19 protein-coding genes are annotated in these 19,563 nt (G+C 67.5%); 11 read left to right on the top strand and 8 right to left on the bottom strand.

All coding sequences use genetic code 11. From position 1 onward, the window contains the following. Positions 1 to 11 precede the first annotated feature (11 nt). On the bottom strand, positions 12 to 1,397 hold the full coding sequence (locus ACSQ14_RS22075; protein ID WP_436016544.1) for a sensor histidine kinase: 1,386 nt from the start codon (positions 1,395 to 1,397) through the stop codon (positions 12 to 14). A gap of 88 nt (positions 1,398 to 1,485) precedes the next feature. After that, positions 1,486 to 1,833, bottom strand: a complete 348-nt coding sequence (locus ACSQ14_RS22070) for an I78 family peptidase inhibitor (protein WP_436016542.1) — start codon at positions 1,831 to 1,833, stop codon at positions 1,486 to 1,488. Positions 1,834 to 1,987: 154 nt separating this feature from the next. Between ACSQ14_RS22070 and ACSQ14_RS22065 the strand changes: the two genes are divergently transcribed. Both ACSQ14_RS22065 and ACSQ14_RS22060 read left to right on the top strand, forming a co-directional pair. Continuing rightward, a complete protein-coding gene (locus tag ACSQ14_RS22065; protein WP_436016540.1) occupies positions 1,988 to 2,341 on the top strand; it encodes a hypothetical protein in 354 nt (117 codons plus the stop codon). Positions 2,342 to 2,356: 15 nt separating this feature from the next. After that, a complete protein-coding gene (locus ACSQ14_RS22060; protein WP_436016538.1) occupies positions 2,357 to 2,530 on the top strand; it encodes a hypothetical protein in 174 nt (57 codons plus the stop codon). Between the two features lie 25 nt (positions 2,531 to 2,555). Here the strand turns inward: ACSQ14_RS22060 and ACSQ14_RS22055 are convergent, their stop codons facing one another. Together ACSQ14_RS22055 and ACSQ14_RS22050 are read right to left on the bottom strand one after the other, a co-directional pair. After that, positions 2,556 to 3,065 carry a DUF2478 domain-containing protein gene (locus ACSQ14_RS22055; protein ID WP_436016536.1) on the bottom strand — a complete coding sequence of 170 codons (510 nt, stop codon included), beginning with the start codon at positions 3,063 to 3,065 and terminating at the stop codon, positions 2,556 to 2,558. 110 nt (positions 3,066 to 3,175) lie between these two features. Further along, the gene (locus tag ACSQ14_RS22050; RefSeq protein ID WP_436016534.1) at positions 3,176 to 3,586 is read right to left on the bottom strand and encodes an EthD domain-containing protein; all 411 of its coding nucleotides are present in this window, start codon (positions 3,584 to 3,586) and stop codon (positions 3,176 to 3,178) included. Between the two features lie 409 nt (positions 3,587 to 3,995). Between ACSQ14_RS22050 and ACSQ14_RS22045 the strand changes: the two genes are divergently transcribed. The 5 genes from ACSQ14_RS22045 to ACSQ14_RS22025 all read left to right on the top strand — a co-directional run bounded on the left by ACSQ14_RS22045 (position 3,996) and on the right by ACSQ14_RS22025 (position 10,571). Further along, the gene (locus tag ACSQ14_RS22045) at positions 3,996 to 5,951 is read left to right on the top strand and encodes a helix-turn-helix domain-containing protein (RefSeq protein ID WP_436016532.1); all 1,956 of its coding nucleotides are present in this window, start codon (positions 3,996 to 3,998) and stop codon (positions 5,949 to 5,951) included. Further along, on the top strand, positions 5,944 to 6,741 hold the full coding sequence (locus ACSQ14_RS22040; protein WP_436016530.1) for an AAA family ATPase: 798 nt from the start codon (positions 5,944 to 5,946) through the stop codon (positions 6,739 to 6,741). The genes ACSQ14_RS22045 and ACSQ14_RS22040 overlap by 8 nt, the downstream gene beginning before the upstream one ends. Before the next feature lie 475 nt (positions 6,742 to 7,216). Then, entirely contained in the window at positions 7,217 to 8,125 is a 909-nt protein-coding gene (locus ACSQ14_RS22035; protein ID WP_436016528.1) for a LysR family transcriptional regulator, read from the top strand. 122 nt (positions 8,126 to 8,247) lie between these two features. Then, positions 8,248 to 9,450, top strand: coding sequence for an MFS transporter (locus ACSQ14_RS22030; RefSeq protein ID WP_436016526.1), 1,203 nt, complete (start codon positions 8,248 to 8,250; stop codon positions 9,448 to 9,450). Beyond that, entirely contained in the window at positions 9,447 to 10,571 is a 1,125-nt protein-coding gene (locus tag ACSQ14_RS22025; protein WP_436016524.1) for an alpha/beta hydrolase, read from the top strand. The genes ACSQ14_RS22030 and ACSQ14_RS22025 overlap by 4 nt, the downstream gene beginning before the upstream one ends. A 144-nt stretch (positions 10,572 to 10,715) precedes the next feature. Here ACSQ14_RS22025 and ACSQ14_RS22020 read toward each other — a convergent pair whose 3' ends face one another. Together ACSQ14_RS22020 and ACSQ14_RS22015 are read right to left on the bottom strand one after the other, a co-directional pair. Beyond that, positions 10,716 to 11,522 carry a sterol desaturase family protein gene (locus ACSQ14_RS22020; RefSeq protein WP_436016522.1) on the bottom strand — a complete coding sequence of 269 codons (807 nt, stop codon included), beginning with the start codon at positions 11,520 to 11,522 and terminating at the stop codon, positions 10,716 to 10,718. Positions 11,523 to 11,977: 455 nt separating this feature from the next. Beyond that, positions 11,978 to 12,307, bottom strand: coding sequence for a hypothetical protein (locus ACSQ14_RS22015; RefSeq protein WP_436016520.1), 330 nt, complete (start codon positions 12,305 to 12,307; stop codon positions 11,978 to 11,980). Between the two features lie 383 nt (positions 12,308 to 12,690). On the opposite strand from ACSQ14_RS22015, the gene ACSQ14_RS22010 reads away from it, so the two are divergent. Next, positions 12,691 to 13,983, top strand: coding sequence for a sugar MFS transporter (locus tag ACSQ14_RS22010; protein WP_436016518.1), 1,293 nt, complete (start codon positions 12,691 to 12,693; stop codon positions 13,981 to 13,983). 195 nt (positions 13,984 to 14,178) lie between these two features. Here ACSQ14_RS22010 and ACSQ14_RS22005 read toward each other — a convergent pair whose 3' ends face one another. Both ACSQ14_RS22005 and ACSQ14_RS22000 read right to left on the bottom strand, forming a co-directional pair. After that, on the bottom strand, positions 14,179 to 14,922 hold the full coding sequence (locus ACSQ14_RS22005) for a FadR/GntR family transcriptional regulator (RefSeq protein WP_436016516.1): 744 nt from the start codon (positions 14,920 to 14,922) through the stop codon (positions 14,179 to 14,181). Between the two features lie 60 nt (positions 14,923 to 14,982). Further along, entirely contained in the window at positions 14,983 to 15,726 is a 744-nt protein-coding gene (locus ACSQ14_RS22000) for an SDR family NAD(P)-dependent oxidoreductase (protein WP_436016514.1), read from the bottom strand. A 371-nt stretch (positions 15,727 to 16,097) separates the two neighbouring features. Here ACSQ14_RS22000 and ACSQ14_RS21995 point away from each other — a divergent pair, with 371 nt between their 5' ends. From ACSQ14_RS21995 to dld, 3 genes are all read left to right on the top strand, one after another. Further along, positions 16,098 to 16,952 carry a fumarylacetoacetate hydrolase family protein gene (locus ACSQ14_RS21995; protein WP_436016512.1) on the top strand — a complete coding sequence of 285 codons (855 nt, stop codon included), beginning with the start codon at positions 16,098 to 16,100 and terminating at the stop codon, positions 16,950 to 16,952. A 1-nt stretch (position 16,953) separates the two neighbouring features. Continuing rightward, positions 16,954 to 17,682, top strand: a complete 729-nt coding sequence (locus tag ACSQ14_RS21990; RefSeq protein WP_436016510.1) for an SDR family oxidoreductase — start codon at positions 16,954 to 16,956, stop codon at positions 17,680 to 17,682. An 82-nt stretch (positions 17,683 to 17,764) separates the two neighbouring features. Beyond that, positions 17,765 to 19,492 (top strand): D-lactate dehydrogenase, encoded by a 1,728-nt coding sequence (gene dld / locus ACSQ14_RS21985; RefSeq protein WP_436016508.1) that lies wholly within the window; start codon positions 17,765 to 17,767, stop codon positions 19,490 to 19,492. The last annotated feature ends 71 nt before the right edge of the window (positions 19,493 to 19,563 follow it).

Genomic DNA, 19,563 nt, shown 5'->3' with positions numbered 1-19,563 from the left:
AGGCCAGCCGGCTAGGCGCGCCAGACGAGGCGCGCCACCAGCCCTTCGGGCCGCCAATCCAGGTCGAGCGCGCCGCCCAATTGGGCGGCGAGCCGGGCGATCAGCCGTGAGCCGAAGCCTTGCCGCTTGGGCGGCTGCAAGGCCGGGCCGCCGCTCTCCGTCCAGGTGAGCTCGACATTGCGCCGCCGGTCGGCATGCCAGGCGACCTCGACCTTGCCATCCGGGGTCGAGAGCGCGCCGTGCTTGACCGCGTTGGTCGCCATTTCGTGCATGATCATGCTGATCGCCTGGACCTGCGCCGCCGGCAGGGCGAGCTTCGGGCCGTGTAGCGCAAAGCGCGGGGCGGCGGCGTAGGTCGACAGCTCCCCCTCGACCAGTTCGCCGAGCACCCCGCCTTCCCAGTTGCTGCGCGACAGCGTCCCCTGCGCCCGGGCCATGGCGTCGACGCGTCCGACGACCTCCTCGCGAAACCGCGCCGGGTCCTGGGCGTCGGTGAGCCGCACGACCGACTGGACCATGGCCAGCGCGTTGCGCGCCCGGTGATCGACCTCGCGGGTCAGCAGGTCGCGCGCCTCCTCCGCCTGCTTCCAGGCGGAGATGTCCAGCAGCACGCCGGGAAAGCGCAGCGGCCGGCCAGCCTCGTCCAGCTCGACCCGCCCGCTGCCCTCGACCCAGCGCCAATTCCCATCGGGCTGGAGCACCCGATACTGGTGGCGATAGGCGCCGCCGCGCGCGATCGCCTCGGCGACGGCGGCTTCGACGCCGGGGTGGTCGTCCGGATGCACCGACACCATCGCCTCCGAAGGCGGCAGGCCGTTTCGGCAGCGCTCCGGGTCGAGGCCGAAGAAATGGGCGAACAGCTCGTCCGTCGTCATGACGTTTTCGGCCACGTTCCACACCCAGGTGCCGAGGATGGCGCCGGCGTCCAGCGCGAGCTGGACGCGTTCGGCGGTCTCGGCGAGTTCGCGCCGCGCCGCGTGTTCAGCGGTGACGTCCTGGTAGGTGCAGAAGCCCAGCTGCCGGCCGTGCGGCCTCACCTTCGAGGCGCTGATCTCCAGCATCAGCACCTGCCCGTCGGCGCGCCGGTAGCGCATCAGCTCGCGCTCCACGGAGCCGCCGCCCTGCAGCACGCGGGTGAGCGGATAATCCTCCAGCGCATAGGGCCGGCCGTCCGCGTGCACGGCGCCGTAGGTCGCCGGCTCGGCCGGCGGCGGCCAGGCCGGCGCCTCCCCCAGTCCGAGGATGCGTCTGGCGGCCTTGTTGTGCCACGGAAACTCGCTGCCCGGCTCCACCACCGTCACGCCGACCGGCATCTCGTCGATCACGGACAGCCAGGTTTCGACCTCGGCGCCCAAGCCCGTGGGAGAAATCAGCGGCTCCGTCTGCGACCTCGCCATTTTTGCCGCTTCCTTCGCCAGAAGCGCACGTGGCGGAACGAAAGCCGCTCCCGGTCAGTTGCCGGCCCCCTCGCTTTTGCGAACGTGGCTAGCCGCAGCGGACCTTCGAGACCTTCCCGCCGGCGTCAAGCTCGACGTTCAGCCGGTCGTCCCGGTAGTCCATCGTGACCGCGTCGCCCGGCCGGATCACCCGCAGGGTCTTCGCCTGCGCGGCCTGCTGCAGGCTGGCCCCGAGTTCCTCGGTGTAGGCGCGGCCGACCGCGAACTCGGCCGCCGCGGCGCGGCAGGCGCCGCTCATGGCGCCATCCGCGGGCGGCGTCGTGGGCTCGGCCGCCGGCGTCGCGCACGCCGCCAGCAGCCAGAGCGCCGACAGCGCGCTGGCGTGACGAACTCGGTCGCAGGGGATCGCCCCGCGCACAGCTGAGAAGATCTGCATCCTGCAACCCTAACCTGCGACGACGGCGTTCGACAGCCCGGCCTTCGCCGCGGCGAGGCCCAGGGACACGACCTGCGCCTCTCCGGTGTTCACCGGATGGCGCTCGGCGTGACGGCGCGGCCATTGTGCAGTCCGACCATCAGGGAGAGATGCGATGGCCACGAAGCGACTGCTCGCGCTGCTGTTGGCGGCCGCAGCGCTCGCGCCGGCGGCGCACGCCCAGACGCGCGCCCTGGTCGACGGGCGCGACTGGCAGCGCTCGTCGATGGAGGAGCGGCGCGCCTATCTGATCGGCGTCTCCAACGCGATCTCGGTCGGCGCGCGCTACGACAGTCGCAAGGCTCCCGGCCAGAACACCTTTGCGGTCCGCGCCCAGACCGATCTCGCCGGGGCCCAGCTGGCCCCCGCGGTCACCGCGATCGACGACTGGTACAAGACCCACCCCGAGCAGCTCGACAAGCCGGTCCTGTCGGTGATCTGGCGCGAGCTCGCCAAGGGCGGCAAGTAGCGGCGGAGCGAGACGATGAACGCGATCCTTCGTACCTGCGCACTGGCCGTCGCGAGCCTGTTCCTGGCGACCTGCGCGACCGCGACCGGGGCCGCGGTCGGCGCCGGCATCGGCAGCCTGTCCGGCGACGCCGGCAAGGGCGCGGTGATCGGCGGCTCGGTCGGCGCGGTCATTGACATCATCGATTGAGGCCGCGGAAGTCCGTCGCCGCAGATCAGTTCGCCCGCGGCGCCGCCTGCCGCCACCAGGCGTGGATGGCGGCTTCCTCCGGCGGCAGGACGACGAACAGCGGCGCGGCGAACGCCCGCCACTGGGGCGCGTAGCGCGGCGCCACCGAAGTCAGGATCGGGACCTGGATCTCGACTGCGGCGGCGAAGGCCGCCGCCAGGCCGGAGCGTTCCGTCTCCAGCTTGCCGAACTTGCTCAGCACCACCAGCCCGCAGCCGGCGGCGATGTCGCGCCGGACCGCCTCGCAGGCCGACGCCAGGCTCTCGGAGTCGAGGTTGCAGGCGGTCGAGCTCGGCCCGAGATCCTGGAACAGCGGATAGATCCGGTCGTCGACCAGGCTGCGCAACTGGCCGTCGCTGCCCGGCGGGGTCTCCTCGACCACGCCGACCACGCGGGCGAGCGGCCGCAGCGAGGCGGCGACGCGGCCGAACAGCGCCTGGATCTGCGGCGACGGCGCGCCCTGCACGACGGCGATCGGCTTGACGGGGTCGGTCATGGCTCCGGTGCTCGCGACGCTGATCTTGGGCGACAGGCCGCCGCCGATCCGCCGGCCCGGAGCGTTCCTCCCCCATAACCGCGGGGGAGGAAAGCCCGGATGTCCGCGCGTCAGCCGAAGCGCGGCGTGCAGTCGGGCAGTTCGCCGTTCGGGCCCATGCCGGAGTCGTACTCGACCACGGTGCAGACCGGGTTGCTGTTCGAGGCGAACAGCTTCAGCTCATCGGCCTTGCGGGCCTCGAGGAACTGCGGGTCGCCGAGGCCCTTCATCGCCGCCTCGAAGTCCTCGCGGGTGTTCCACCAGATCTCCATGATGCAGTCGTAGCCCGGGTGGATCACCTCCCCGGTCAGCGGGTTCGGCTCCGGCGTCACGTAGCGGCGCACGTAGCGCTGGGCGTTCGGCAGCGACGGCTTGGCGCCGAGCTTCTTGGCCAGCTGCGAGTGCTGGTTCTCGTAGTAGTCCATGAACTCTTCCATGGAGATGTCGTCACGCTTCTTCAGGAAGACGACCTGCTTGATCATCGAATGCTCCTCCCAGCGCCGGTCCAGGTCGCCGCTCCCGCAGATCAGCGGGTCGGACCGGCCGGCTTCAGAAAACTGAACACCTACTCAACAATCGCATGCGGGCGCGGTCAAGGCGCCGTTGGTGGGGCGGCCCACACGATATGTCAGCGCCCGTCCATAGCGATGTCGCGCCCAGCGTCCGCCGTCGAGAGGCCGAACGCTTTCGCGATCGGCCGTGCTTTCCCAATTCCGCCGACATTCATTGGCCGGGCCCGCTAGGTTTCCCAGCGGCCGACGTTCGCAATCGCGAGATTGCGAAACTCATTGGGAAAGTTCGTGGCGCAGAATCGTGTTGCCCCGGGACGGATTATAAGAAATTTGATCTGTCGCCGCGGCGCGATCGCGGCGCAGCTGGCGCTTCGGCGAGATGTCTTCCCCCCATTGGATCGCCGCCCAGTCGTTCGCCGAGGCGGCCGGAATCACCCCGCAGGCCGCCCGGGCGGTCCTTCGAGGCGCGCAAAGCGGCAAGCTGTGGCGCGGCCGGCGGCTCGTCGTGCAGCGGTGTCTCGGTCGTGGTGGCAAAGGAGGCCTCAACCACCGCGTTGAAGTCACAAGTCTGCCAGACGGTGTGCGCGCGCGCCTCCAAGAGTGCTTGCTGCCGGCTAGCTCCCCGGCTCCCCAATCCGCCGCGCTCGACGAGCGAACGCTGACCAAGCTGAGCGCCGTCGAAGCGGTCGTCGCACACCCGCCTGGCAGCCGCGCCCGCGGCCTCGCCGCCGACCAGGCGGCACGCGCCCATCGCGTGACTGCCAGGACAATCTATCGATGGCTCGCCCGCTATGAGCGCCATGGCCTCCGCGGCCTCGGCCGATCGCGTCCCAGCAATCGCGGTAAGCGCCGCGTGCGGATCTCCCGAGACTTCGACCGCGCCTATCTGACGACCGGCCTTCCAGAGGCCGGCCTTGAGAAGATCGCGACGCAAGTCGACCAGGCCATGAAGGGCCTGTGGGCGTCACGCGCCGAACAGGCGGGCGGGGCCGAGGTTCGACGTCTAGCGGAGTTCATCTTGGTCGAGACCTGCGAACAGCGCGGTCTCGAGCTGCCCGCATCGGCGATGCGCCTGTCGCGTCGGCGGGTCGAACGCTTCGCCCACTACCGGGCGGTCAACCAACGGCGGAACGACCGCAAAGCCTACGACGACGCCAAGCCGCGTATTCGGCGCAACTGGACTGGATTGGCGCCGATGGAACGGGTCGTCGCGGACGTGAAGCATCTGGATGTCATCGTCCAGCGTCCAGACGGCTCGACCGCCTGGCCGAAGATCATCGCCTTCATGGACGCCGGCACCGGGCGCGTCTTCGTCCATCCGGTGCTCCTCGACCGCGGCGAAGGCGTTCGGCAGGAGCACGTGATCGAGGCGTTCCTCGCCATGGTCGCCGATCCCGCTTGGGGCTTTCCGCAGGGACTCTACCTGGACAATGGCGCCGAGTTCGCCGCCATGGCGAAGATCGACGGCGCGCTGCAGCTGCTGAATGCGCCGGGCACCCGAACGACGATCTTCGCTCGACCCTACAACGCCGCCGCCAAGCCGATCGAAAGCCTGTTCGCCCGGCTTGATCGCTACGTGTTCGCGCTGCTGCCGGGGTACGCCGGTCCCAACCGTCTCGCCAAGAAAACGCAGGCGCTCGGCAAGCCGCCGCAGCCGTATCCCGGCGAGTGGGATGACTTCCGCCTCACCGTCCTGGAGTTGGTCCGGGCGCACAATCATCGACCGGTCGGCGGCCTGTGGGCCGGCCGTTCGCCCGCCGCGTGGTTCGAAGAGAAGGTCCAGGCGGGATGGCGGCCGGTCAGCGTCGAGGCTTGCACCTTGGACGCCGCCTTCGCGGACACCGACAGCCGCCGCATCGATCGCGGCGTCTTGAAGATCAATGGCCGTCGCTTCACCCATGAGGCGCTGGTCGCGCTACCCAGCCGCACAGTGGTGGATCTGGCGCTGCCCTGGCGTCGCGATGCGCCGCCGCTCGCCCGCCTTGGCGGCGCCTGGGTCTATCTGCAGCCGGATGCGCCGTATCCAGCCCGGTGGATCGAAGGCGCCCGCGAGTCCGGCCGGCGTCAGGCGCGACTGAACCGCCACGTCTCCGCGCTCGCGAAAGATGCGCCCAAGATCGATCCGGTCGACACCAAGCTCCGGTGGGCGCGCCGCATCGAACCTTTGGCGGTCCGTACGCCGCTCCCGTCGCTCGATCTAGGCGGTGAGGTGAGCGACCGCGGACGCGCCATGCAATCCACAGCGGTCGCCCCGCCGCCGTCGCATGCGGCAGCACGTCGGTTGCATGAGATGGCGTTGACGGCTCGCCTCGAGGCCCAGCAGGCTGATGACTGATTTCGTCGCGACGTCGCTGGCCCGCCGCCTGTTCGCGCGAATGCAAGACACCCATGAGCGGCGGCGGATATCCGTCTTCGCCGGGCCGCCAGGCGTCGGAAAAACCACCACAATCGACGAGTTCGTCCGGCGCCGGCCAGGAGAGGTCGTCGTGGTGAAAGTCTCCCGGCGAAACGCCGGGGAGATCCTGGTGATGCAGCATACACTGGAGGCGCTGAGCCCACTGACGGGGTGTTCACCGCACCCCTCGCATATGGCGATCTGGTCACTGCGCCGGCGCCTGTTTGAGGCGACGCGCGCCTGGGCCGGCGGCGATGCAGCCCTGGCTTCCGAGACCAGCAGCGCCATTGGAGGAGATCCCCGAAGGACCGTCATTTTCGATGAGGCTCAGAACCTCTCTCGGGAGGTGATCGAAGCGCTGCGCTACTGGAATGACGGCGACCGCTGCTATGCGCCGATGCCTTTGGGCCTGATCTTCGTCGGCAACAACGAGTTCTCACTCGCCGGCGGGCCATCCCAATGCGTCATCTCGGCGGCCGTCGCCGACCGAGCGCTCTACCTGCAGACGTTCGACTACGAAGACATCGCCGATGAGGATCTCAAGCTCTTCATCGACGCGCGCGGCGGGGTCGAGGGCGATGCGGTGGAGGCGATCCTGCGGTCACTCAGAATTCAGCGCGCGCCACGCAGCTTTCGGCGGCTTTCTGACCTGCTCGACGACCTTGAACGAGAAGCAGGCGCCCGCTGCGTATCGGCGGACGACGTGCGCCGTCACTTCGCCCTCGCCTAGTATGCAATGCCTGGCAAAGCCATCGCCTGCCATAATTTCCATTGTGCGCGAAACGGCCAAGCTTCGATCGCCTCCCTTTTATCGCCGCTGATGGAAGAATCAGCTCGCCGTTCAAGGATATGGCTAAACCACGAAGCCCACGGTCCGTACGAACGGACCGGGGCTCAATGTGGCGGTGATACGCTCTTTGGAGCGCCGAGCTGGTGGCCCTGCTCCGCCATTCACGCGTAACGGCTGGCTGCTAGTACCGTTCCGAGGTCCGCGCCAAGCCTCGCCCCCAACGGCAGGTGATTGGCCAGCCGGAAGTCTCGGCCCGAGAGGCGGGACCAGGGTTTGGTCGTTTGTCCGCGCTGCGTTACTGGGCGGGTTCACCGTCAACTGGTCGCGCGGTGCTTCAGGATTGTTGAACCCGGCTCAAGGCACCAGACTGGCGCCCAGAGCTTGTCCCGAGCTCTCTCGTGCGGCAGGGCCGGCCATGCAGTTCCGACGTTCAGACTTCGCGGACCTCGCGTACTTCCTCGAGATCGCCAAGCACCGCAACTTTCGCCGCGCGGGCCTCGAACTCGGCCTGAGCGCCTCCGCCTTGAGCCACGCCCTCCGCGGGCTGGAAGAGCGGCTCGGCGTGCGGCTGCTCAACAGAACGAGCCGCAGCGTCACCCTCACCGCGGCCGGCGAGGCGCTGCAGGCGGTGATCCAGGACCCCTTCCGGCAGATCGGCCAGGCGCTCGATGTGGTGAACCAGTTCCGGGATGCGCCGATGGGGCGGGTGAGGCTGAGCGTGCCGAACGACGCCGCCGATCATCTCCTGGCGCCTGTGCTGCCCACCTTCGTCGAGCGCTACCCAGATGTCGAATTGGAGGTTTCCGTCAGCAACCGCATGATCGACGTGATCGAAAGCGGCTTCGACGCCGGCATCCGCTATGGCGGGACGGTGCCGGAAGACATGGTGGCCCAGCGGCTCTCGCCGGACATCCGCTGGATCGTGGTGGCCGCCCCATCCTACCTGGAACGCTTCGGCCATCCCGAACATCCGAACGACCTGCAGGCGCATCGCTGCATCCGCATCCGCATCGGCGATGACAGCATCTACCGCTGGGAGTTCGAGCGTGGAGAAGATCAGCTGTCGGTCGCTGCGCCCGGCAGCCTGATCGTCGACGATGGGCGCCTGGGCCTGGCTGCGGCGCGGGACGGGGTCGGGCTGATGTATGTCGCCGACACCATGGTGCGGGCGGAGCTTGCGAGCGGCGCGCTCCGCAGCGTCCTCGACGACTGGGCGACCTCGAGCGGCGGCTACCACATCTACTATTCGAGCCGGCGGCAGGTGCCGGCGGCGCTCCGCCTGCTCATCGAACTGGTGCGCGAGCTACGTCCCCTGGGGCTGTAGAAGCACGCCGCCACCGTTGAATTTCGCGCAACGGTTCATCGCGCGAAGGCCGACTGATCCGGCGGTCGCATCAGGGCTATCTCACCGCGGTCGGGCGAAATCGCCCCAAGCCGTGAGAGCTCATGTCGATCCAATCCGCCACTGCTTCGGAGGTCTCGGCGCCGCGTGAGGGCGCCTGGGGTGCGATCGGCGCCCTGACCCTCTGCGTCTCCACCCTGATCGCCTCCGAGTTCATGCCGGTCAGCCTGCTGACGCCGATCGCGGCCGACCTTCACATCACCGAGGGCCAGGCCGGCCAGGCGATCGCGGTGTCCGGCGTGTTCGCGGTGCTGACCAGTCTCGTCATCTCGTCCGCCACCCGCGGTCTGGACCGGAAGCTGGTCCTGCTCGCGCTGACCGTGCTGATGCTTGTCTCGGGCCTGATGGTCGCGTTCGCCCCGAACGCTCCCGTCTTCATGGCCGGCCGGGCGCTGATCGGGGTGGTCATCGGCGGTTTCTGGTCCATGTCGGCCGCCACGGTCATGCGGCTTGTGCCGGAGGACCAGGCGCCCCGGGCGCTCGGCGTGCTGAACGGCGGCAACGCGCTCGCCACCACGATCGCCGCCCCGCTCGGCAGCTTCCTCGGCCAGTACGTCGGTTGGCGCGGCGCCTTCTTCGTCGTGGCGCCCCTGGCGGCGATCGTCCTGGCCTGGCAGCACCTCAGCCTGCCGGCCATGCCGCCCCACCCGGAGCCGCGAACCGGCAGCGTCTTCCGCGTGCTGCGCCGCCGGGGCGCTCCGCTGGGCTTCGCAGCGGTCGCCCTGCTGTTCGCCGGCCAATTCACGCTCTTCACCTACCTGCGGCCGTTCCTCGAGACCGTCACCCGCGTCGACGTCTCCGCCCTGTCGCTGATCTTGCTCGGGCTGGGCATGGCCGGGCTGGTCGGAACCTGGCTGATCGGCCGCCTCTTGCCGGCCCATCTCGCCGCGCTGCTGACCGGCGCCCCGATGGCCCTGGCCGTCATCGCCGTCGCCCTGATCACGCTGGGCGAGGCGACGATCCCCACCGCCGTTCTGCTGGGCGCGTGGGGCTTGATCAGCGTCGCTGCGCCCGTCGCCTGGTGGACCTGGCTCAGCAAGGCGCTGCCGGACGACGCCGAGGCCGGCGGCGGCCTGATGGTCGCGGTGGTCCAGCTGGCGATCACGCTTGGCGCGACCTTGGGCGGCCTGCTGGTCGACGCGCGCGGCTATCACACCGCCTTCGCCGCCAGCGCCGCCATCCTCGCCGCCGCAGCGCTTCTCGCCGCACTCGGCTCCCGCCTTTCCGCCCTGAGGCTCCCGTCATGACCCGCCCGCCATCCTCCGTCCAACATCCGTCGCCGCGGGCAAGGCTCGACCGTCGCGACGTCCTCAAGTTCTCCGCCGCCGGCCTGGCCACGGCAGGCCTCGTCGCCATCCACCCGAACTCAGCGAAGGCTCATTCCATGCGCAACGACGCCACCAACACACAGATGACGAAGGACTGGGACAAGACCTTCCCTCGCAGCGAGAAGGTTCACCACGAGAAGGTCACCTTCACGAACCGCTACGGCATCGTCCTGGCGGGCGATCTCTACCGGCCGAAGGACCGCGCCGGCGAGCGGCTGCCGGCGCTGGCGATCAGCGGACCGTTCGGCGCGGTCAAGGAGCAGTCCTCCGGTCTCTACGCCCAGACCATGGCCGAGCGCGGCTTCGTCGCCCTGGCGTTCGACCCGTCCTACACGGGCGAGAGCAGCGGCGAGCCGCGCAACGTCGCCTCTCCCGACATCAACACCGAAGATTTCAGCGCGGCCGTCGACTTCCTCGGTCTGCAGTCGGCCGTCGACCGCGACCGCATCGGCCTCATCGGCATCTGCGGCTTCGGTGGGATGGGGCTGAACGCCGCGGCCGTAGACAAGCGCGTCAAGGCGGTCGTCACCACCAGCATGTACGACATGTCCCGCGTGATGGCGCGCGGCTACTACGACAAGCTGGGGCGCGAAGAGCGCGCGCAGATGTTGGAGCGGATGAGCCAGCAACGCTGGGCCGACGCCGTGAAAGGTTCCCCCGCCCCGGGAGCGCGCATTCTTCCGGAGACTCTGGAGGGCGTCACCGATCCGGTCGCTCGCATGTACTTCGACTACTACCGGACGCCGCGCGGCTTCCACGCGCGCTCGCCGAACTCCAACGGCGGGTGGACGGCGACGAATGCGCTGTCGTTCATGAACATGCCGCTCCTGACCTACATCAAGGAGATCGCCCCGCGGCCGGTCCTGCTGATCGCCGGCGAGAAGGCGCACTCGCGCTACTTCTCGGAAGACGCCTACACCGACGCCGCCGGGCCCAAGGAGTTGCTGATCATCCCGAACGCCGATCACGTCGATCTGTACGATCGCGCGGACAAGATCCCGTTCGAGAAGATCTTCGACTTCTTCGCCCGAAACCTCTAGCGCGGAGGCTCTCCTTCAAGCGCGCAGCCGTGGCGTTCGCCCTCTTCCTCGCCGGCGTCCCCATGGCGCCGGGGCGGCCGGGAGGGGCGTGGGCTGGACGCCGATGCGCCGTTGCCAAACTGACGTCAGTCACAGCAATTCGTATCAGCTCGCCGGCCCTGACACCTTCACCGGCGCCGCGGCGACCACGCCGCGGCGTCGCTCGGTCGGTCGTGTGGTCACCTTCTCGAAGTCGGCTTCGAATGTAGGCCGCATGGTCCCGCAAAGCCGATCCCACACCGTAGTGAAGCCGCCGTAGTTGCCCTTGAAATAGCGATGGTGCTGGTCGTGGAAAGTGGCCGAGATGAACCACTTCGTCGCCCAGCTCTTGTTCCACCATCGCGGCAGGAACTCGTGTCCCGAATGCACATAGAGCCCCATCAGCGGCGCCAATGGCGCAATGATCAGCATGCTCTGCTCGTGCACGGTGAAAGCCGCCGTGAACAGTAACAGGGAGCTGCCGTTGACGAAGGACTCCAAAGGACTTTCCGAGAAGGTCGTGAGCAGATTCGGCGACGGCGAGCCATGATGGACCTTGTGGACCAAGGTGTAGAAGGGCTCCTTGTGCATGAGCCGGTGCCACCAGTAGAACCAGGCATCGAATAGGACGAAGTACAGGGCGACCTCTACAGCAACGACCCAAGCTGAGGCCGCCGCGCCACTGTAGGTGATGAAGCCTTGGCTACGTAACCATTGGCCGGCCCCGCCAAGAAGGAAGGCGGAGGCGGTTAGGTTGACCGCCCCCCAGATGACTTCGCGGCCCAGTAGCCGCCATCTGAAGCCCTTCGGCTGGATCTTGCGTGCCCGGAGATACCCGGTGCTGATCCCGACTATCAGGCCGCTTCCAAGGAACAGGGCGAGCGCCCAGCTCAGCGGGTCGAACGTCGAAAGCCCGTGCAGAAACTGCATCATCGAACGTGAGGCCTCCGGCCACAAACAGTTTGAAATCCGAAGTATGGCATATGTGCGGCTCTGTGCCGGCCCTATCCGCCGAGCAGTCGATCGGGCAGACGTTCAACGCCCCGTGTGGAGGTGGCGAGCTTCACCCGTGGGACGCGACGAACATTGCCGCCAGCCAGGGTGTGAGGCGTCGGTTTCATGACCAGCGCGGCTCTGAAGACCACGCAGCGGCTGCCGTGAACGCCGCCGGCGAAACCACAATGGATACAGACCTGGTCAGACACCGGGCTGACCCCCTTTTTGAAAGCGAAGCTTGACCAGGCCAAGTGCGGTTAATGACGGCGCCGGCAGTGCAACGGCGGTGGCGCCGATCGCCGGATCGATACGGGATGCGAAATCATCGCGGCTCGTTCGGATCGAAACTCCTCAGACCAAGCTCGCTCCGCCGTCCGCGCGTGGGCCGGCTATTATTTCCCCGGCAGCTTGGCGAGGTCCGCGTCAATGTCGGCGAGCGCCTTCTCGGTCAGCATGTCAGGGGCATACTGCTGAACGTCGGCGAGCGTCATGCCGCGAGCCATATCGATCTCGTCGTTCTGAACGAGCTCCGGCACGCGCTTCGCGAGAACAGCCTTCACCGCCGGATCGTCGAGCAGCGTCCCGATGTCTGTTTTGGCGACGCTGTAGGGCGCCGCGGACGCTTTCGCGGCTGTCGCAGTTTGCGGCGCGGGGGCCTGAGCGAGCGCAGATGAGGCGGTGAGCGCCAGCGCGAGTGCGGAGACGACAGTGACCAAGCGCATGGAGTTCTCTCCTGGTGAATCTAGTCGGACCGGTCAAACCGAACTCCGTGAGGCCGGCCACAAGCGGCCCCCGCTTGCGATGCCGCTAATTTATGACTTAGCACCTGCTAAGTAAAGACGGTTGTCAAAAGCCCGCTGCGATGCGCCGCATGGCCGGCGGGCGGGGACAGCGGTGTTGAGGCCGCGGAATCATTCTGAGCTGTACCGCTTGCGAGCCGACCGGCTGCTAGGTTAGCGTTGACCCTGCTTCGCCGCTCGAACGTTCCTGTGAACCGTGCATGACGATGTGACGAGTTCACCAGGCCCTGAGCCTTGCTCCGAGTACCGTTCCTAGAATGCGAGACCCAGTGCCCCTAAAATCCCCCTCCCCCGAGGCGACCGTGTTGTCGCCGGTCACTGTCGGTAGCGCGCCGTACCGCCCCGCACTCACCCTGCTGGCGAGCCTCTTCTTCATGTGGGGCTTCATCTCGGTCATCAACAACACGCTGTTGCCGCACCTGCGCAGCGTGTTCGACCTTAACTACACCCAGACCACGCTTATCGAGTCGGTGTGGTTCATCGCCTACTTCGTCGCCTCCATGCCGTCGGCCTGGCTGATCGAACGGATCGGCTACAAAAAGGCGCTAGTGGTGGGTCTCAGCATCATGGCGGCCGGCGCACTGCTGATGGCGCCGGCGGCGCAGATCCCGTCCTACGGCGTCGTCCTAACCGCTCTCTTCGTGATCGCCAGCGGCATCACCCTGCTGCAGGTGGCGGCCAACCCCTACGTCGCCGTGATCGGCCCGCCGGAATCGGCGCCTGCCCGCCTGAACCTCGTGCAGGCCTTCAACTCGATGGGTACGACGTTCGCCCCGCTGTTCGGCGGCGCCCTGATCCTGGGCCGCAGCGTCTCGGGCACGACCCAGGACCCGTCCACTCTGACGATGGAGCAGCGGCTGGCCGGCGCGCAGTCGGTCATCCTGCCCTATTTGATCGTCGCCCTGGTTCTGGTCGTGCTGGCGGTGATCATCGCCCACTTCAACCTGCCGAGCTTCGGCGAGAACTCCCGTCGGGCCGCAGCCGCTGAGCGCAAACACATGTCGCTCTGGCGGCATCGCAACCTGATCCTCGGCATCCCGGCCATCTTCATCTACCTGATCGCCGAGATCGGGGTGTCCAACCTTTTCATCAACTTCGTCTCCGCCCCCGAGATCGGCAACCTCACGCATGAGCAGGCGTCGAGGTACCTGTTCCTGCTGTGGAGCGGGATGATGGTGGGCCGCTTCGTCGGCAGCTTGGTCATGCGCAAGGTCCCGGCCGAGAACGTTCTGGCCGGCGCCGGCGCCGGCGCGGCCATCGTCATGTTGATCGCGGCCACCGCGACGGGTCAGACCGCCATGTGGGCCCTGATCTCGGTGGGGCTATTCCACTCGATCATGTTCCCGACCATCTTCACCCTCGGCATCCGGGGCCTCGGACCATTGACCGAGGAAGGCTCGGGGCTGCTGATCATGGCGATCGCCGGCGGCGCGCTGGTCATCGTACAGGGCTGGCTGGCCGATCATTACGGTCTGCAGGCTTCGTTCTTCCTGACGGTGATCTGCGAACTCTACATCGTGTTCTACGCCCTGTGGGGCTGCCGCGCTCGAACGCCGGAGGCGCAGCACCCGGCGAAAGTGGCTGAGGCGCGTCGGTGAATTCGGCGCCGGCGGCAGTCTGACGATCGGCGCTTGAGGTGGGCCCTGCCCAGCTGCCCAGCTGCCCAGCTGCGCGCATCGCATCGCCGAGCACCGGCGAGCTTCAGCTCAAGCAGCGCGAATGGGACTTGTCCGCCGAGGGCCTGGCTTCAGGTGGTTCGTCGCTCGGCTGCCCGAACGCTGCGCAGTCTCAGGTTAGTCGGCCATGCCGCGACGCAGGTCCTCCATCGCCAGGTCGATTAACTCGAGGCTGGCGGCGCGAGCGCGTTCGGAGTCGCGATCCGCAATGGCGGCGAACAGCGCCTGATGTTCCGGGGTGGCGTCGCGTGAAAGGCGACGTTTGCGCTGCTTGAACAGCGTCGAGGCCTCAACTGCGGTGGAGATCGTCCGGGTAAGGGCGATCACGGCTGGATTGCCGGTCGCGGCGAGCAGCAAGGCGTGGAACCGGCGGTCCGCGAGCTGCCCTTCGCGCCGCTCGAAGCCGAACCGCTTGATCTCCTCGATCGCGTGGCCGAGCTGCCCGAGTTGTTCGGAGGTCCGTCGCTCGGCCGCCAGAGCCGCTGCGGCCGGCTCGACGATGCGGCGCAGCTCGAAAAGGGAGAGGACGAAATCCTCGGTCGGCCCGGCCTCGAACGTCCAGCCGAGGACATCCGGATCGAGGATATTCCATTCGTTGTTCGGGCACACGGTCGTCCCGGATTTGGGCCGGCTGGCGACAAGGCCCTTCGCTGCGAGGATGCGGATCGCTTCGCGATACGCCGTGCGCGAGATGCCGAGCTCAGCACTGGCTTCCACCTCGTTTGGCAGAACGGCGCCGGACGGGTGGCGGCCTGAGATGATGTCGATCGCGAGGTCGCGCGCGATCCGATTGTGGATAAGCTCCCCCGCCGGCGATGACGCTCCCTCGGGCGTCGGCGCACGGCCCGTCGCTATCGCCAAACGGGCTCGAGCTGCTCTGGCCACTCGGTTCGGTCTCCACGGAATTCCTGCAAGAAGCAGTCAGTAGGTAGCGCGTCCGCCGGAAATGTCGAACGTTGCACCCGTTGAGAAGCTGCACTCGTCGCTCAGCAGCCAGCAGATCATCGAGACGACCTCGTCCAGCTCGCCGAACCGGCCCATCGGAATTTTGGACTTCATCATCTCAATCTGGCTTTCGGGCATCTGCTCGAGCAGCGGGGTGACAAAGACCGCCGGGGTGACGGCGTTTACGAGCACGCCGGTCTTGGCGAGTTCTTTCGCGAACCCCTTGGTGAACCCCACGACCCCGGCTTTCGCCGCTCCATAGGCTGACGCGTTCGGGTTCGGATCCTTCGCGGCGATGGACGCCAGATTGACGATCCGGCCGTAACCGTTGGCGATCATGTAAGGGGCGAGAGCGCGACAGGCGTAGAAGACGCCGTTCAGGTTCACCTCGATGACGCGCCGCCAGCCCTCGAGCGGAAAGTCCACCACTGGTGCCGTGGGACCGGTGATTCCCGCCGAGCACAGCAAAAGGTCGACGCTGCCTAGAGCCTTCCGCGTGTCCTCCGCAGCCGCCGCGACCGCGGCGGGGTCCGAAACGTCGACTGCGCATGTGTGCGCGGCGCCGACCTCGGCTGCGGCCTCGACGAGGGCCTGCGGATTGAGGTCCCAAAGCACGACGCGCGCCCCCTCCTTGGCCAGCCGCTGAGCGACCGCCTTGCCCGCCCCTGAGGCGCCGCCCGTGATCACCGCACAACGCCCGCTGAACCGTCCCGCGAACATCCGCTTCTCCCGACGTCGAACGCGGCCGTCGCCGCTCCATTCTTGTCTGACTAGAATGGAGAGCCGTGGATTGCAATCGGCTGCGAGCTTCAGCTTTCGGCCCCGCCTCTGCGCGCGATCCGTTCTCCTAGCCGCTTGCTAGCGGAGTAGCGTGAGGGGTCCTGAGGCCGTTGGACGCACCTTGCCTATTGTCTGAGTACAATTGACATCCAGCGAGCCCTTCCGCATGTCAGGCGCAGCGCGGAGGAGCATGGCCGATGCGAACGATGTGGTTTGTGAGACGGTCGCGCCTCCCGAGGCGCACCCACTGACGGTCGCCCACCGCAGTAGGCGACGCCCGCCGCTGCCCAGCACAATTCAAAGGAGTTCCCATGAAATTCGTCCGCTTCGGCCCGCCCGGCCAGGAGAAGCCCGGCCTGATCGACGCGGCCGGCGCGGTGCGCGACCTCAGCGGCCAGGTCCCGGACATTTCGGGTGACGTCCTTTCCGCCGCCGGTCTCGTCCGGCTGGCGGCTATTGATCCGCAAACGCTGCCGCTGGTCGCCGAGCCAGTGCGCTTCGGGCCGCCGGTCGCCGACACCCGCCAGTTCATCGCCATTGGCCTGAACTTCGCCGATCATGCCGCCGAGACCGGCCAGGCGGCGCCCAGCGAGCCGATCATCTTCACCAAGGCGGTCTCCTGCATCCAGGGGCCGGACGACGACGTGCGTAAGCCGCGCCTGTCGACGAAGATGGACTGGGAGGTCGAGCTCGGGATCGTGATCGGCGCCCGCGCGTCCTACGTCGCCAAGGACCAGGCGATGGACTACGTCGCTGGATTCTGTGTTGTCGATGACCTCTCCGAGCGGCAGTTCCAGATGGAGCGCGGCCCGACCTGGGACCGCGGCAAGGGCTGCGAGACCTTCGGCCCCGTCGGACCGTGGCTGGTGACCAAGGACGAGATCGCTGACGTCCAGAACCTCGACATGTGGCTCGACGTGAACGGCAAGCGCATGCAGACCGGCAATACGAAGACGATGATTTTCGACTGCGCGACGATCGTCTCTTATCTCAGCGAATTCATGGTGCTGCTGCCCGGCGACATCATCACCACGGGCACCCCGCCCGGCGTGGGCATGGGCATGAACCCACAGGTCTGGCTGAATGAAGGCGACGTCGTGGAACTCGGCATCGAGAAGCTCGGCCGCCAGCGGCACAAGGTGATCGCTTGGAACGAAGGCCGCTGAGGTGAGCGGGCCTCGGCTGAAAGACAAGACCTGCTTCGTCACCGGCGCCGGTCAAGGAATCGGCCGCGCCATTTCTGAGCGCTTCCTCGCTGAAGGCGCCGTCGTGATCGCCGCCGACGTACGTTTCGACGGCGGCCTCGCCGGCGCGCGCCGGGTGACGCTGGACGTCACCGACGAGGCGGCGGTTGCGACGGCCGCTCGGGCCTATCCCGCGGTATCGGTGCTGGTGAACTGCGTTGGCGTCGTCGTCCAGGGCGCCCTCCTCGACTGCGATCCCGCCGAGTTCGACCGCAGCATGAACCTCAATGTGCGATCGATGATGCTGACGATGCGGGCGTTCCTGCCGGCGATGCTGGCGCGTCGGCAGGGCTCGATCATCAACATCGCCTCGGTTGTCTCCTCGGTGATGGCGGCCCCTGACCGCTGCGCCTACGGCACGAGCAAGGCCGCGGTCCTGGGCCTGACCATGTCCGTCGCCCGCGACTACATCGCCCAGGGCGTTCGCTGCAACGCGATCAGCCCGGGCACGGTCGAGACGCCCTCACTTCACGACCGCTGGGCGACGACGGGCGACATTGAGGCCGCGCGCGCAGCCTTCGTCGCACGCCAGCCGATGGGCCGGCTGGGCCAGACCGATGAGATCGCGGCGACCGCGGTGTTGCTCGCGTCGGACGAAGCGACGTTCATGACCGGCGCCAATCTGGTCATAGATGGAGGCATGAGCCTGTGAGCCAGCACAATGCAATCGTCACCGGCGACAGCTCGAGCATCCGCCGACACCTGGCCCACGCGCGGGCAACCAGGCCCGTCTGATGAGCGACGTGCGGGAGGTCCCGTTCACAACGCGCCGCTTCGGGCCGGCCGATAGCGGCGCATTGATCGCGACACTGCGCACGATCGCCGGGCGCCGCCACGTTCTGACCGCTCCCGCCACAGTCTCAGCCTACGCCACCGGCTATCGCACCGGCGGCGGACCGGTGGCCGCGGTCGTGCGGCCGGGATCGCTGGTCGAGCAGTGGCGAGTTTTTCAAGCCTGCGTCGCCGCCGATCACATCGTGATTGCTCAGGCCGCCAACACCGGCCTGACAGGCGGCTCCACGCCCTGCGGCGAGTACGACCGCCCGGTCGTCATCATCAACACGCTGCGGATCAGGGGCGTCTTTCCGCTGTGCGAGGGACGCCAGGTCGTTTGCCTGGCGGGCGCGACGCTCCATGAACTCGAGCGCGCGCTATCACCCCTCGGGCGCGAGCCGCATTCGGTGATCGGCTCGTCCTGCCTCGGCGCGTCGGTGGTCGGGGGGATCTGCAACAACTCGGGCGGGACCCTCGTCGCCCGCGGGCCCGCCTACACGGAGTACGCTCTCTACGCTCAGGTTGAGGCGTCAGGGGAGATCGTGCTGCGCAACCACCTCGGCATTCGACTGGGTGACGATCCCGAGGAAATCCTCGCCGCACTGGATTCGGGGGCTTTCGGCGACTTCGATGTCGTCGATGAGGGCTGCGCCGCCTCGGCGAAAGACTACGAGTCCATTGTTCGCGACGTCGATGCGCGCACCCCAGCGCGGTTCAACGCCGATCCCCGCCGGTTGTACGAGGCCTCCGGAAGCGCCGGCAAGGTTATGGTCTTTGCAGTGCGCGTGGACACTTTCGCCAAATCCGAGCGCCCAACGACTTTCTACATCGGCTCGAACGCGCCGCAGGACCTGACAGCTATTCGTCGCCGCATGTTGGCGGAGTGCTCGTTGCTGCCGATCTCGGCGGAGTACATTCATCGCGAGGCTTTCGACATCGCCGCCCGCTACGGCAAGGACACCGTGCTCGCGATCCGATGGCTTGGCGTGCAACGGCTCCCGAGACTGTTCCAGCTCAAGGCGTGGCTGGATCGGCTGGCGACGACCCTGCCGGCTGATCTCTCCGATCACCTGCTTCAGGCCGCATCCCACCTCTTCCCCGACCATCTGCCGCGGCGCATTCGGCAATACCGCGACCGCTTCGAGCACCACCTGATCCTGAAAGTTCCGGAGGCCGCGGCGCCATTCGCCCGGACGCTGCTTGGCGAGATGTTCCCGAGCCCGCAGGGCGAGGCTTTCGAGTGCTCCCCGGAGGAGGCCGAGCGGGCGTTCCAGCACCGCTTCGCCGTCGCCGGCGCCGCCGTGCGGTACCGCGCGATCCACCGCCGACAAGTTGAGGACATCGCCGCCGTCGACATCGCTCTTCGTCGGGACGACCGCGATTGGTTCGAGCGCCTGCCCGCGACCATCTCCGATCGGCTTGTGGCCAAGCTCTACTACGGCCACTTCTTCTGCCACGTATTCCATCAGGACTACGTCGTGCGCAAAGGCGTCCCGTCCATGGCGCTCGAGCACGAGATCCTGTCATTGATCAAGGAGCGCGGCGGGGAATTTCCCGCCGAGCACAACGTCGGGCATCTCTACTGCGCCAAACCCGAACTTGCCGGACACTATCGCCGGCTCGACCCCGGCAATCGTCTCAACCCGGGCATCGGCAACACGAGCCGCAATCGCGATTGGATGTCGTGAACGCGCTCAGGAGCTCAGCAACTCATAGCTGACGCTGGCTCGACGCGTGGCGATCCGTCAGCGACCGAATC

The organism is Phenylobacterium sp. LjRoot219, assembly GCF_964252995.1.
In the GTDB taxonomy this organism is placed as follows: Bacteria; Pseudomonadota; Alphaproteobacteria; order Caulobacterales; family Caulobacteraceae; genus Phenylobacterium.
This window is presented reverse-complemented; position numbering and strand designations above follow the sequence as displayed.

Bases quoted from the DNA above. Each gene is read 5' to 3' on its own strand.
- ACSQ14_RS22045 (WP_436016532.1), top strand. From the start codon at position 3,996: ATGTCTTCCCCCCATTGGATCGCCGCCCAGTCGTTCGCCGAGGCGGCC.
- ACSQ14_RS22050 (WP_436016534.1), bottom strand. From the start codon at position 3,586: ATGATCAAGCAGGTCGTCTTCCTGAAGAAGCGTGACGACATCTCCATG.
- ACSQ14_RS21995 (WP_436016512.1), top strand. From the start codon at position 16,098: ATGAAATTCGTCCGCTTCGGCCCGCCCGGCCAGGAGAAGCCCGGCCTG.
- ACSQ14_RS22060 (WP_436016538.1), top strand. From the start codon at position 2,357: ATGAACGCGATCCTTCGTACCTGCGCACTGGCCGTCGCGAGCCTGTTC.
- ACSQ14_RS22055 (WP_436016536.1), bottom strand. From the start codon at position 3,065: ATGACCGACCCCGTCAAGCCGATCGCCGTCGTGCAGGGCGCGCCGTCG.
- ACSQ14_RS22020 (WP_436016522.1), bottom strand. From the start codon at position 11,522: ATGATGCAGTTTCTGCACGGGCTTTCGACGTTCGACCCGCTGAGCTGG.
- ACSQ14_RS22030 (WP_436016526.1), top strand. From the start codon at position 8,248: ATGTCGATCCAATCCGCCACTGCTTCGGAGGTCTCGGCGCCGCGTGAG.
- ACSQ14_RS22065 (WP_436016540.1), top strand. From the start codon at position 1,988: ATGGCCACGAAGCGACTGCTCGCGCTGCTGTTGGCGGCCGCAGCGCTC.
- ACSQ14_RS22075 (WP_436016544.1), bottom strand. From the start codon at position 1,397: ATGGCGAGGTCGCAGACGGAGCCGCTGATTTCTCCCACGGGCTTGGGC.
- ACSQ14_RS22025 (WP_436016524.1), top strand. From the start codon at position 9,447: ATGACCCGCCCGCCATCCTCCGTCCAACATCCGTCGCCGCGGGCAAGG.
- ACSQ14_RS22035 (WP_436016528.1), top strand. From the start codon at position 7,217: ATGCAGTTCCGACGTTCAGACTTCGCGGACCTCGCGTACTTCCTCGAG.
- ACSQ14_RS22000 (WP_436016514.1), bottom strand. From the start codon at position 15,726: ATGTTCGCGGGACGGTTCAGCGGGCGTTGTGCGGTGATCACGGGCGGC.
- ACSQ14_RS22040 (WP_436016530.1), top strand. From the start codon at position 5,944: ATGACTGATTTCGTCGCGACGTCGCTGGCCCGCCGCCTGTTCGCGCGA.
- dld (WP_436016508.1), top strand. From the start codon at position 17,765: ATGAGCGACGTGCGGGAGGTCCCGTTCACAACGCGCCGCTTCGGGCCG.
- ACSQ14_RS22070 (WP_436016542.1), bottom strand. From the start codon at position 1,833: ATGCAGATCTTCTCAGCTGTGCGCGGGGCGATCCCCTGCGACCGAGTT.
- ACSQ14_RS22015 (WP_436016520.1), bottom strand. From the start codon at position 12,307: ATGCGCTTGGTCACTGTCGTCTCCGCACTCGCGCTGGCGCTCACCGCC.